Here is a 13,390-nt window from a genome sequence, read left to right as displayed (position 1 = left end):
GTGAAACAGGAAGGATTCGAACCTCACGACCAGCCTTACAGGATTTTGAAGTAAGCTTTTTTTGACCTTTTACAGATAATGAAAAAACTCAAAATAACTGGCATGCTACCATTACATCACTATTTCTTTTTTTAGCTTAGGTAATTGAAATGCTATTTCGTCCAATGAATAGAAGTAAGCATTGCTTGACCTTAGCTAGCGAAGCAGGTTGGACTCGAACCAACGACCACGACATTAACAGTGTTAGAAGTAAGTCTAAATTGACCATGTTTGGTAATTTTTAAGCTTACGTGCTCTACCAACTGAGCTACTGCTTCGTATTTTTTTATTTTTGAGAAACAAGAAGGAATCGAACCCTCACTACAGCCTCCCCACTTTGAAGTAAGCCTTTTTTGACCTTTTAAAAGATAATTAAAATGCTCAAAAATGGCTGTGTGCTACCATTACACTACTGTTTCCATATTTTAATTAGGTAATTGTGATGCTATTTGCTTTTATCGAAAGATAGGAAGTAAGCATCACTTGACCTTAACTAGTGAAGCAGGCTGGACTCGAACCAGCGACCTACGGCTTGGAAGGCTATAGGAGTAAATTTTGTTTGACCAAAACGATAATTACAAAATTTTACGTCGCTCTAACCATCTGAGCTACTGCTTCTTTTTATCATCAGGTAATTGAACAAATTTTTGACTTGGAAAAAAGTTGTTTTAGAAGTAATTTATTCTTGACCTTTCTGATGATACAAAGATACATGCTATATTACGCAATAGAATTGCGTAATTAAAAATATTTTTAATTTTTTTTATTTTTTTGTCCCCAAACTCAAAAGTGGATTGTCATTGTATAAAAATCATTATTATTAACCTTTAAATCCTACTTTTATGAAAGAGTTTTTAATGCTTATCCGAGAAAATGCTAATTATGGTAACCTGACACCCCAACAAATGCAAGAAGATATCGAAAAGCATATTCAATGGGTTGAAAATTTAGTTGCTCAAGGGCATTTTAAATCAGGTAGTCCTTTGGAGTCGGCTGGGTCTCATATCAAAGGTGAAAAAAGAATTGTGATGGATGGACCATATATTGAAAGTAAAGAGTGTATCAGTGGGTTCTATTTTCTGCTTGCTGACTCACTTGCCGAAGCCACTGAAATAGCCAAGGGTTGCCCTGCTCTGGATATGGGTGCAAGTGTAGAAATCAGAGAAATTATGCCTACCAATGAATAACACAAACACCATAGAACACATAGCAAGTCATCTTTTCCGAGAAAATTCGGGAAAGATGGTAGCTATTTTATCCAAAAAATTTGGTTTGGCTTATTTAGAAACTATTTTGGATGTTGTTCAGGATACTTTTGAAACAGCTCTTATCAAATGGCGATTTTCAGGACTTCCTGATAATCCTTCGGCTTGGCTAATGACCGTTGCTAAAAATAAAGCCTTGAATGCTATTCAAAAACAGAGTAAAAACGTTTCTGATACAAAAATTAAGTCTTACCATCAAATTGCTGAACAAAACGCTGATTTTAAGCTATCTGAACAGGAAATTTCAGATAGCCAGCTCTATTTGTTACTTGCTTGTTTGCATACAGAACTTTCTCAAAAAAATCAGATTATTCTTACTTTGTATGTATTATGTGGCTTTGGAGTACCTGAAATCAGTAGTGCCTTGTGTATGACTGATGAAGCTGTAAAAAAGGTACTTACACGAAGCAAAGCTATTTTGATAGAGTCTGACAATATTTTTGATGTACAACTCAAGAGCAAAATAGAAACGCATATTCAAACCGTTCATGCCATATTGTATCTGATGTTTAATGAGGGTTATAAAACGACCCGAAACCAAGCTGGCATCAATCAGGATGTATGTTTTGAAGCCATGAGGCTTACAAAATTACTTTTGGATAATCATTATTCCAACCACGAAACACAAGCCCTGATGGCTCTGATGTTTTTCCATATTTCTCGTTTTTCGACTCGTATCGAAAATGATGAATGGCTTATTTTGGAAGAACAAGACAGAAGTCAGTGGAATAAAATTTTTATTGAGGAAGGTTATTTTTATTTGAATTTAGCTACTCAGTCAAATATTTTAAGCCGTTTTCATTTGGAAGCCTTGATAAACTCTTTACATTGCATTGCTCCCAATTTTGAGCATACAGATTGGCAAAAAATCATTTTTTTATATCAGGAGCTTGAAAACCTCGAAAAAACACCCCACATCACGCTCAACAGAATTATTGCAGAAAGCCATGTTTCTATCCATTACAGTCTCATCGAAGAATTAGAGGCTTTAGAAAAAGCCATTCCACAAGAACATTTATGTGTTTTTCTTGTTACAAAAGCCGAATTGTATAAAAAACATGGCAATCTTTCTAAAACGCAAGATTTTCTTTTGGATGCTTTAAAATATTGCAAATCTGATATAGATAAGCGTTTAATTGAGAGAAAATTAAAAAATATTTTTAATATAGTTACTTAAATCTACTAACTGAATTGGTATTTTCGTATTGGATGTCATGAAAATTTCTTTACAAGTTTATGTTGTTTATTCAAAATAAAATTTAGCTATTTCATCAATAAAGTTTTCTGGTGATGCACCTTGTAAGTTTGTAAGAACAATTATAGAGAGTTGCTCTTTTGGATAGATAAATATTGCAGAACGCCCACCACCAATGGATGCTACTGCTGGGCGATTTTTTCTTATAACAGTAAACCAACCAATAGCATATCCATTTAACAAATCACCAAAACCTGCTGTTTTACCATTTTTTAAACGTGAGGGTGTCCACATTTCAGTCAGTGATTCTTTATTTTTTAATAGTTGTAGATTTTGCAAATTAATTAACCAACTTGCTATTTCTGTAGCCGTAGATTGCATACCCGCAGCTGTTCTTGTAATAGGTGGAAATATTTCTGGGTTAATATTAGTAAGGTCTCCATTTACAAAATATGTATAGCCTCTTGCATGATTATATGTTACATCATAAAAATCGCCAAAGCCTCGTTTAGTAGTATTTTTCATACCAACTTTTTCAAAGTGATGCTTTTTTACAAAATCTTCAAAAGAAATACCTGTAACTTTTTCTATTGCCTTTTTTAGTAGCGTATAATTTGTTTGATTATAACTAAATTGTTCTCCAGCTTCAAATTCATTAGGTAAAGTCTGTACTTTTTTCCAAGATTCTTCTGCATTTTCTGCAATAAGTTTTGCATTACTATCCATCAAATTTGGGATACCAGAAATATTACTGGCTAATTGTCTTATGGTAACTTTTCGCCATGATAAAGGCAAACTATCTACATATTTTGAAATAGGATCCTGTAAACTTATTTTTCCAGCTTCTACTAATTGCATTATGGCTACACCAGTAAATGCTTTTGTAATAGAATTTATAGTGAAAATGGTGTTTTGATTTACCAAAATAGAATCTTGTAAATTGGCGTATCCATAATTACCAGTTTTTACAATTTTGCCATTTTTTACAATAGCTAACTGTAATCCTATAATTCTTTTTTCTTTCATTTTATTTTCAATGAAAAAATCTATTTTATCTTTTGTTTGAGCAAATACAAATGTATTTAATAAATAGAATATCATTATTGAAATCAAATCTTTCATAGATAATTAAGTGTTTAATAAATTTATATTTTACTATTTTTTCTAATAAGTCATTTCCTCTTCAAGCAATGCAAATAGTTTATGCATAAACATAGAGGAAAATAAATTGTCACAATTGCTAAATACCACTAAGCCAAACTTTTCTTCAAGATAGAAATGAGTATAAGCCTTTGCATCTCCATTATTACCAGAATGAAAATATCGCACCTTCCCATTTGTAAGTTTGTAGGGAAACCCATAACTACGATACAAGCTATCTGGTTCTTTAGGTAAAGAAGTGTTTAATGCCACAAGTTGTTGGCTTACTTTATTTTTTTTATTCATGACTTGTAGTAAAAACTTGGCATAATCATGAGCATTGCTATGTAAACTTCCTGCAGCCCCAAACCAATCTGCAGGTCCTTGTGAGCTGTTATCTGTTGGTTTTCCTTTTCGGTGAGAATAAGCTTTTAATGCCTGCAAAGACTTATTCCAAGTAAAATTCATACTTTTTATCTTCAGAGGTTTCACTACTTCTTTCTGAAAATAGTCGTTCAATTCCAAATCAGTTTTTTTCAGAATCTTGCCTAAAACTCTTGCCAAATATTGATAGCCTTCTCCAGAATAGCCATACTTAGTACCTGGTTTGGCTATAAAAAATAGAGGATTATTGAAATCTTCATCTTTACGCCAATTGGGAAACCCTGAACAGTGATTTAGAATCATTCTGGCTGTTACCTCTTTATAATACCCTTTCACTGTATCTATTTTTGAATCGGTATAGTATAAATAAAGTGGTTTATCTAAGTCTAAAATATTTTTTTGCACTTGTAATAATACAAAGTAGGCAAATACTGGTTTTGATACAGAACACAATTCAAAAATGGTCTGCTCATTTACCTTTTCCTTCGTTTCTAAGTTTTTTACACCATAGTTTTTGTAGTGTACTATCTTCCCATTATTGATAACAGCCAATGAAAACCCTGGTATGTTTAGACTATCCATTTGATTTGTTATAAATGTATTTAATTGCTCAATACTTATTTTTTTCCCTTTTATTGTTTCTATATTCTTGGATTGTGAAAAGCATGTATTAAATAAGCAGAAAGAAAGAATCATAGTGTTAAAAAACGTCTTCATAGTCTTTTAATTTTTAGATTTAAGTTTATTTAAAAGATATGCCCATCGTGGATTTTGAGGCTCTATTTCTACTAATTTTTCAAAATATTGAATAGCATTTTTTTTATTCCCATTTCGTTTATGTATTTCTCCAAGGCTTTCATAAACATTTGGTATCTTTGGATATTCACTCATATTGAGTTCAAATATTTTAATAGCCTCACTTATCTTTTTTTGTTTTCTCAGTTCGTTCCCTAAATGATATAATTGCATGGGATTAAAAATAAAATCTCCTTTATTTTCTTTCTTTAGTTGATGATATAATGCAACAGAAGCATCAATACCTTTTAATTGAATAGAATTATAAAGCGTATCTACTAAATTCCACTTGTATTGATAAGGTTTTATTTCATTGGTATTATCCATAATATGCAAACCAATATCTGTAACGGGGTTATCTGCATTAGAGAGAATCACAATACCATATTTATTTTTTTTATCAATACCAATAAAAGTTCTACAACCAAAAGTACCCCCATCTTTCCAAAGTATATTTTGATTATCTTCACTCATAATCGTCCAACCCATTGTAACAAAGCCATCGTTGCCATCTTTTTTTCCCTGATTGATGTGTGATAATTCCATTGCAGGTAATAAATCTGTTTTGGTAATACCAAGATTTGCAGCAGCAAAATTTAATAAGTCATTTGTTGTAGAACGAAATGCACCTGCACCTGCTAAAGTTTGTGTCCCACCACTCCAACCTTTTACGGGTCTTCCACATTCTGAATGCCCTGTAGCGTAATTAGAGTGTTTTTTGGAGTTAAATGTTACAACTGTGTTTTTCATTTGTAGTGGGCTACAAATTTTTTGTTTTATTAAAGTTTCATAGTCTTTTTTAGCTACTAAAGAAAGAATATGCCCTAAAAGTCCATATCCTACATTAGAATACTGCCACTTTGAATTAACATCTCTATTCAACTCAAAACCAGAGATATATTCATACAATTGAGCATCTGTATAGTCTGCAAAAGGATCATCTAAGTTTTTTGGATCAAGATTATACTGTACTCTGGGAAGCCCTGACCTATTAGTGGATAAATGAAGCAGGGATATTTCTTTCCCATTTTTTACAGGCGTTTTTACAGTTTTTGGTAAGAATTTTGAAATTGGGTCATTATAATTCAATTCTTTTTTCAAGTTCATTTCTGCCATTGCTAAAGCAGTAAAAAGTTTTCCAATAGAGCCAATTTCATAAATCGTATTGCCATCAGGTTTTTCTTTAGACACATCATTTTTCACACCAATACTTATGATATGCCGACCATTGGCATCCACAATACCAACAATTATACTTTTGCTTCTTTTATTTGATACTTCTTTTTCGATGATTGATTTGATGCTGTCAAGTGGTATTTGTCCAAATACTTTTACAGAATTTGTGGTAAGAAACACCAAGATCAAAATATGAAGAACAATATATAATTTTTGTTTCATTTGACTATAAGTTTTTAAATAGCTTTAGTCAAAAATATGTATTAAAAATATCACAACATACAATTATCATAAATATGAGACGAACAGCTAATTTTTGCGACAAATAGCAGTAATTTTATAAATTATTACCTCAATTTTGATTTATGAGAGAACCCTCTAGTTTTATACAGAAATATTTTTTCCATATTTTACTTTGGATAGTGGTGACTATTTCGTTGGGAATTGATGCCAATGAGTTATTTAAGGTAAGCAAGTTTTATTTCATCATTTATGTAGTAGTAAAAACAGTAGCCCTTGTGGTTTTAGTTTACTTAAATCTATTGTTGTTTTATCCAAAGTTGTTTATTGCTAAAAAATATTTTCTCTATTTCATTTGTATATTTTCAATTACTGCTTTAGTTGGATATGTTAATTCAAGATTAGAGCTATTTGTCAGAGATATCAGGGACTTAGATAATAAAGATTTGACATTTATATTTTTTATAAAACAATTCTTTATGGCTGTAAGGTATGTATTGACAGCTTTCTTTTTACAGATTACAGTTGATTTTTATGAGCAAAAAGAAAAGCTAAAAAGAATTGAGCTTGAAAAAACAATTGCTGAACTTAATTTTCTGAAGGCTCAAATAAATCCTCATTTTTTATTGAATACACTTAATAATCTATACGCATTAATTTTAGAGAAATCGGAGCAAGCAGGTGAATTTGTTTTAAAGTTAGCAGATATTTTAAAGTATATATTAGCAGAAGGGAAAGCAGATAAAGTCTTCTTAAAAAAAGAGATATTACTATTAAAAAATTATATTGAACTAGAAATGCTTCGAAAACCTAAAGCAGATATTTTGTTTTCATCTGATCACACAAATAATAACCATCAGATTACGCCTTTGATACTACTTCCTTTTGTTGAAAATGCTTTTAAACATGGACTAAATACAGTTTCTAAGAGTGGCTTTATTCATATTCGTATTCAAACAAATGAAGGACAACTTCATTTATCTATTGAAAACAATATTCCACCAGAAAACAATACTGTTGCTGTTGAGTCTTATGGGATTGGTATTGAAAATGTAAAAAAAAGACTTGAGTTATTTTATCCTAATAAATATAAATTACTTCTTGAAAAAAATAAAAAATCGTTTTTAGTAAATCTACATATCAATTTAGTATGAAGTATCAATGTATGATTATAGATGATGAACCCCTAGCTCACTCTGTTCTTAAAGAATATATTCAGTTAAATGAGCAATTAGAACTGGTTGAGCAATGTTATTCTGCTGAGGAAGCTAAAACTTACTTAATTGATAATAAAATAGATATTTTATTTTTAGATATTGAAATGCCTGAAGAAAATGGGATTCATTTTTTACAATCTTTTCAGGAGAAGCCCATTACTATTTTTACAACAGCCTATTTAAATTATACACTTGAAGGTTTTGATTTGGGGGTTATGGACTATTTAGTAAAACCCATTCGAAGAGAACGTTTCGATGTTGCAGTTAGTCGAGCTACTGAGTTTTTGAAGCTACAAGCATTGAAATCTAGTATTGAAAAAGAAAATCCTCTTCAGTCACAACTGATCATTAAAACGGGAAATAAAACTATATTAATTGATAGAATGACGATAACTCATATACAAGCATTAAAAGATTATATGATTATTTATTGTCAAGGGAAAAAATATGTGGTTAGAAGCACAATGAAAGAAATAGAAGACTTATTGGGTGAAGAAGATTTTATAAGGGTACATAAATCATTTTTGGTTGCAAAGCAAAAAATACAACAATTGTCATCAACAGAAATTGAAATTGAACAATTCGAAATTCCCGTAGGAAGAAAGTATAAAACAAATGTAGAAGATTATATGAAGACTTTAAAATAATGGTTGCTTATTCCAATTCATAAAATCACACTCATAGAGCGAATATATTCTACAGGCGTCTGAGCATGAATCTTTTTAAAAGCTCTGTTAAAAGTAGCCTTAGAATTGAATCCACAATCATAAGCAACACTTAAAAGTGTTTCTGTTTTATGTTGTCCTTTATTTATTTTTTTTACAAACTCTTGAATCCGATAAGCATTGATAAAATCATTGAAGTTTTGCTCGAAACGATCATTGATGACTCTTGATAAATAAGAAGTATTGGTTGATAAAGCTTTTGATAATTCAGAAAGTGTAAGTTCTGGATTGAGATAAGGCTGATATTCAAGTATATATTTTTCTACTTTAACCCTCCAAGCCTCTAATTCAACTATATCTTGAGGCTGAACTTTTTCTAAAGATTTTTCTTCTACTTGTGTGTTTTTTTCTTCTTCAAAGTGGAGTTTATAGGGTTTATCTGTATAATAGCCATAAATACTAATATAATAAATCAGAATACCTAATATTAAGTATGCCACCCAATCTTGGGAATAACTTAATTTTACAAAAAATATACTTACAATAAAAAATACAAAAGCAACCATGCCTACAGCAAATACTGCATACAAGAGGTTTCTCAACCATACAAAATCTATTTTTTCTGTAGAAGAGAAGTTTTCAAGAATATAAACCTCATATGCTTTATATTTTTTTAATGTCAGATACACATAATAAAAAAATGTAATATATGAAATTGTATTAGCTACAACAGATTTATCTAACTCTGCCCAATATCCTTTTGTTCCATATTGTAGTTCCTCTATTTTGGGAAAAGGATAATAATATATAAAATCTACTACAAACTTTAAAATTATCATTAATATCCATAAAATGGGCAAAATGAAGTGTTTGTAATGTTCTTTTTTGAGTTGAAATTGTACATTGGTAACACTTAGAAAATAAAAATACAGCAATGTTCCTGTCGCTATTAGATTATTGAATGGGAAATAAAACATGAATGTTGTATAAGCATTGTGTTTATCGTACCACCCTGCATAGCCAAGCATCCAAAAAGCTATTCTGATGGTTAGTATCCCTAAAATACCTGCAAGCCAAATATCACTTTTTCGGTTTTCTCTATAAAATCTTTGTAGCAATAAAACTACAAAAATTACCCCCTGAAAAAAAGGAGGTAATAAAAGTGAACTATAAAAGTTGAAATTAAAAGGCACAAATAAATCTACAAAATACATTTAATAAGGTTGAAAAGTGTAAACCACTCTGAGAGCATTGTCATCAGGCTTGATAATTCCTTTATAAAAATCATACCACCCATCATCTCCTCCACCCTGCCCCTGATTGGTGTGTACCATAAAGCGTCCATTTTTATAACAATAGCCATCTACCACGACAGAATGCCCAAAGTCTTTTAGATTAGCAAAATGCAAAAAAACAGGTCTTTTTTCATTAATTTCTTCATAAATAATTTGCTCTAATTTACCCAATCTGTAAGGTACAAAATTATGCCAAGCAATATAACGACTTACTTTTACACGATAATTTTTTTCAAACAAGCTTGCTGGAGCCAATTTATTCATATATCGGTCTGTTCCAAAGTCTTTTTGAACAATCAAGGCAGCATAATAATTGTATTTGGCAAGTTGTTCTTTAATTTCTTGAGGAGTATTTTGATCAATAGTATTGGTGAATTTCTCTAAAGAGAACTGATTGCCATCCATAGTTTCATTGATTTTATAACCTTGTCTAGAAGTATATTGCACCTGTCCATAAGGTTTTAATTTATGATAATAAGCTATTTGAGCAAGAGCCGTACTCCAACAACCCAATCGGAGTTTGTCGGGGGTATATTTTTCAAAACCTCCCATTTGTTGCCACTGCGTTTTGGTAAGATATGCGTTTTCTTGCATACATTTGGTTTTATCAGGAAAGAAAAATAGAGAAGTGGACAGAATCCCATAACCTATAATGATAATTCCCAAGATTGAAGCTACGTATTTCATAAATAGTTATTTAATTTGTGTAATATTTTATTTAATTAGCTTTTTTGTGATAAACTGTATTTGAGCATCTTTAGAATTTGAAATATCATTTTTAGTAGTTTTTATTTCAAAATCTGGCAGAATGCCTTCATCTTTTCTTTGTGTAATTGGAGCTTGATAGATAAGAGGCACATCCATTTCCATTTCAGAATTTGGTAAATATAAAAAGAATATTTCCCCTCCATTAATTCCTTGTTGGCTACCACCCGTTTTTTCTCCTACAATTGTTCCAAGTTTATTTCTTTTAAAAATGTCTGCCATTGTAAACGTTGCTGAACTATTCGTTGCATCCGTAATCAAGTAAATTTTCCCTTTGAAATGATTTGGATTGGAAGGAATTACTTTTACTGTACTTTTTTGGTTTTTATGCTCATGAAAACCTTTTTGAGTGAGAACATAATCTGTTTTAGCTTTCTTAAAATTATCATCCCATGTATCCAAATATGCTAACAAACTATCAGGAATAGATTGATAACGATATAACCTTTTTGTAGTAATGCCATTTATTGGTTTTGAAGTCAAATAAGATAAAACTGCATCTCTTGCATCATCTGCTCCACCCTCATTCTGACGAATATCTACGATTAAGTTCTGATAACCAGACTGATTGATATGTACAAAAACGCTATCTAAGTACTTATTGAAATCAAATTTCCAATTGTAAGTAGTAAAATCTCCTATTCTAAATAATACTGTATTTTGATTAATTGGTTTGATATACCATGATTCTTCATCTTTAGGAATTTTTCCATATCTTTCTGTAAATAAGTCTAAACGAGTATTTTTAGAAAGCCCCTGACAAGTAACTTGCATTTTTTTCTTTCCTGAAAGAATCTCAAAAGTATAATTTAGTTCGTTAATATCTTTTTTGAAAAACAAAGGGAAAAATATATCAAATAAACAATAGTCTTTCAGGTTCAGGCTGTTAGGATAAATTGAGATATTGTCTAATTGTTTATTCAAGCCATTTTCTCCATCCGATTTACTCACAGTCAGCAGACTATCTATGATAGTTTTTATTTTAAATCCATTGATAGCAACAATCTCGTCACCTGCCTGAACAGAAGCATTTTCTGAAAGGTTATGTGTAATTACAAATTTATTATCAATCACTCTAAACAGAAATGGCAGGTAAACACTTGAGTATAAGTTATTTTTAATTATTCTTTTGTTATTGTAATAACTTACAAAAGTATGTCCACAACGAATTTTGATATTGAGTTGAGATAACAAAATAAAAAACTGTCTCTGCTCCATCGGAGTTTTTATAAGTTCATACATCTCCTGAAAGTATCTTTCTATCTGAGCCTTAGAGTTATAACGATACAACCCAGCATGAACACTTTCCCAAGTAGCCTTCACAATATCAACATCTTGTTTCATCTGTTTGGTTGTGAGGTATTTGGCTCTTTCTTGATAATTATATTCGTGGCGTTGAAACCATGATTTTTCGCCTACAAATTGAACTTCTTTCTTTTTTGTAAATTTATTTTTTCCAAATATGTATGTAAATCGAAAATTTGCAGGCTTCTGGTCGTTTCCATCTTTTCCACTGCTAATTGTAACAATTTCTATATCACCATTTTGTAAAATATTTTTAGACTGAATCTCTTCATTATTAAGCATTTTACCATCTTTAGAAATTTTCAAAGTATCTGACCAAAAGACACTTGGCTCTTTTGGAAATGTATTTTTACATACAAAAGAGTTGCTTCTACCTATTTGTTGTATTTCTATATTGGCTTGTATATTGGTAATCTTATTAGATGTGTAATCCAAATAAGATAAAACACCTTGCCAACTCCCTACAACTAATTGTATATCTGAGCTTTGCACCAATTGTTGAGCCATTGACTCCAAGCCATAACCCAATGAAGCAATCAAAAACATGAAGAATAAACTAATCTTTTTCATAAAAAAATGATTTGAGGTGAATGATGCCTCAAAACTATCATGCGAATATACTTTTATCGCTTCAAAAAATGATTTGATACCATTTTAAGGTGTACCATTTTATAATTTGACACGTCCCATTTTTTATAAAAACTTGATAATCAATATTTTTAAATTTTATTTTATTTTTTTGAGTTATTCAAAAAATCGATAATATTGATACATATTTTGTAGAATTATGGAGTTTAGTCTTGTAAAAAGTGGAGAAGAATACTTTAAAGTTTTAGCAGAAATTATCCAAAAAGCTGAAAAAGTGATTCATCTCCAAACCTATATTTTTGAAGAAGATGAAACAGGTTTGCTTATTGCCAACTTGCTTAAAGAAGCTTCTCAGAGAGGCATAAAGGTTTATGTTTTGGTAGATGCTTTTGGGTCAAAACTTTCAGATGGTTTTATACAAAGTCTCAAAGATGTTGGTATCAGTATCAGGTTGTTTTCTCCTATCTACTTTTTTAAATTCCAGATAGGCAGACGTTTACATCAAAAAATAGTAGTAGTAGATGAACGCTATGCTCTACTTGGAGGTATCAATATTGCCAATAAATATGCAGGATATGCTACACATGCATGGCTCGATTATGCTATACTCATTGAAAATAAAGTACTTATAAAAGAATGTTTAAGAATTTGTTTAGAATTTTGGAATAAAAAATACAATCACTTAACCAAAAGACAACTTTTGAATGAAACTAAAAATCAAATTGTACAACATGATTTTGTAAGAAGAAAACAAGAAATAGGAAAAACCTATAAAAAAGCTATCCAAATGGCTCAAAAAGAGATTGTAATTGTTGCAAGTTACTTTCTGCCTAATAAAAAAGTTCTTTCTTTACTCAAAAAAGCCTCCAAAAGAAATGTAGCCATCAAAATTATGGTTTCTAAGTATTCGGATGTGATGATTTTTAAGAAAGCAACTGAATATTTATACAAAGAATTGTGTCAAAATAACATACAAATATTTGAGTATCTGCCCAGTGTAGTACACGCCAAAGTAATGATTGTAGATGTAAAATGGTGTACGATTGGCTCTTTTAATCTCAATGCCATCAGTGAATATGGAAGTGTAGAGCTTAATGCTAATATTGCTGAACCTTTATTTGTGAAACAAGTACATAAAGAGATTTCTCATGTTCTTCAAAACGAATGTAGTCTTGTTAATAAAAATAATATTCAGCTACAAATAAATTGGTGGGCAAAGTTTAATTATGTGTTGGTACGTTTTCTGATTCGTTTTTTCTTTTGGATACTCAAAAAAGCTAAAAGTTATAAGAGGCAACATGAATAGAAAAAGGGCGTTTGC

General features: G+C 30.7%; 9 protein-coding genes and 2 pseudogenes. 5 read left to right on the top strand and 6 right to left on the bottom strand.

The window, feature by feature from the left end; all coding sequences use genetic code 11:
* Window positions 1-881: 881 nt before the first annotated feature.
* Together AD998_09880 and AD998_09875 are read left to right on the top strand one after the other, a co-directional pair.
* Entirely contained in the window at window positions 882-1,226 is a 345-nt protein-coding gene (locus AD998_09880) for a hypothetical protein (GenBank protein ID KOY86412.1), read from the top strand.
* Window positions 1,219-2,481 (top strand): hypothetical protein, encoded by a 1,263-nt coding sequence (locus AD998_09875; GenBank protein ID KOY86411.1) that lies wholly within the window; start codon window positions 1,219-1,221, stop codon window positions 2,479-2,481. Before AD998_09880 ends, AD998_09875 begins: the two co-directional genes overlap by 8 nt.
* 66 nt (window positions 2,482-2,547) lie before the next feature.
* Here the strand turns inward: AD998_09875 and AD998_09870 are convergent, their stop codons facing one another.
* From AD998_09870 to AD998_09860, 3 genes and pseudogenes are all read right to left on the bottom strand, one after another.
* Window positions 2,548-3,621 carry a hypothetical protein gene (locus AD998_09870; GenBank protein ID KOY86410.1) on the bottom strand — a complete coding sequence of 358 codons (1,074 nt, stop codon included), beginning with the start codon at window positions 3,619-3,621 and terminating at the stop codon, window positions 2,548-2,550.
* Between the two features lie 42 nt (window positions 3,622-3,663).
* On the bottom strand, window positions 3,664-4,719 hold the full coding sequence (locus AD998_09865) for a hypothetical protein (GenBank protein KOY86409.1): 1,056 nt from the start codon (window positions 4,717-4,719) through the stop codon (window positions 3,664-3,666).
* A 621-nt stretch (window positions 4,720-5,340) separates the two neighbouring features.
* Window positions 5,341-6,198: pseudogene (locus AD998_09860) on the bottom strand (hypothetical protein).
* Window positions 6,199-6,752: 554 nt separating this feature from the next.
* On the opposite strand from AD998_09860, the pseudogene AD998_09855 reads away from it, so the two are divergent.
* A pseudogene (locus tag AD998_09855) lies at window positions 6,753-7,388 on the top strand (hypothetical protein).
* Window positions 7,385-8,098, top strand: a complete 714-nt coding sequence (locus tag AD998_09850) for a hypothetical protein (GenBank protein ID KOY86408.1) — start codon at window positions 7,385-7,387, stop codon at window positions 8,096-8,098. The pseudogene AD998_09855 and the gene AD998_09850 overlap by 4 nt, the downstream one beginning before the upstream one ends.
* A 17-nt stretch (window positions 8,099-8,115) precedes the next feature.
* On the opposite strand, the gene AD998_09845 is transcribed toward AD998_09850, so the two are convergent.
* The 3 genes from AD998_09845 to AD998_09835 are packed head-to-tail and all read right to left on the bottom strand — an operon-like array spanning window position 8,116 to window position 12,027.
* Window positions 8,116-9,330, bottom strand: a complete 1,215-nt coding sequence (locus AD998_09845) for a hypothetical protein (GenBank protein KOY86407.1) — start codon at window positions 9,328-9,330, stop codon at window positions 8,116-8,118.
* A complete protein-coding gene (locus AD998_09840) occupies window positions 9,331-10,098 on the bottom strand; it encodes a hypothetical protein (GenBank protein KOY86406.1) in 768 nt (255 codons plus the stop codon).
* A 27-nt stretch (window positions 10,099-10,125) separates the two neighbouring features.
* Window positions 10,126-12,027 carry a hypothetical protein gene (locus AD998_09835; protein ID KOY86405.1) on the bottom strand — a complete coding sequence of 634 codons (1,902 nt, stop codon included), beginning with the start codon at window positions 12,025-12,027 and terminating at the stop codon, window positions 10,126-10,128.
* A 241-nt stretch (window positions 12,028-12,268) separates the two neighbouring features.
* On the opposite strand from AD998_09835, the gene AD998_09830 reads away from it, so the two are divergent.
* Window positions 12,269-13,375, top strand: coding sequence for a hypothetical protein (locus AD998_09830; protein KOY86404.1), 1,107 nt, complete (start codon window positions 12,269-12,271; stop codon window positions 13,373-13,375).
* Window positions 13,376-13,390 lie beyond the last annotated feature (15 nt).

The sequence above is a fragment of the bacterium 336/3 genome (assembly GCA_001281695.1).
GTDB lineage: Bacteria > Bacteroidota > Bacteroidia > Cytophagales > Thermonemataceae > Raineya.
Note: the sequence above shows the minus strand (reverse complement) of the source record. Positions and strands in the feature narration are given on the sequence as shown.

Coding starts and splice junctions, on each gene's coding strand:
- AD998_09840 (KOY86406.1), bottom strand. CDS start 10,098: ATGAAATACGTAGCTTCAATCTTGGGAATTATCATTATAGGTTATGGG.
- AD998_09870 (KOY86410.1), bottom strand. CDS start 3,621: ATGAAAGATTTGATTTCAATAATGATATTCTATTTATTAAATACATTT.
- AD998_09865 (KOY86409.1), bottom strand. CDS start 4,719: ATGATTCTTTCTTTCTGCTTATTTAATACATGCTTTTCACAATCCAAG.
- AD998_09875 (KOY86411.1), top strand. CDS start 1,219: ATGAATAACACAAACACCATAGAACACATAGCAAGTCATCTTTTCCGA.
- AD998_09880 (KOY86412.1), top strand. CDS start 882: ATGAAAGAGTTTTTAATGCTTATCCGAGAAAATGCTAATTATGGTAAC.
- AD998_09830 (KOY86404.1), top strand. CDS start 12,269: ATGGAGTTTAGTCTTGTAAAAAGTGGAGAAGAATACTTTAAAGTTTTA.
- AD998_09845 (KOY86407.1), bottom strand. CDS start 9,330: ATGTATTTTGTAGATTTATTTGTGCCTTTTAATTTCAACTTTTATAGT.
- AD998_09835 (KOY86405.1), bottom strand. CDS start 12,027: ATGTTTTTGATTGCTTCATTGGGTTATGGCTTGGAGTCAATGGCTCAA.
- AD998_09850 (KOY86408.1), top strand. CDS start 7,385: ATGAAGTATCAATGTATGATTATAGATGATGAACCCCTAGCTCACTCT.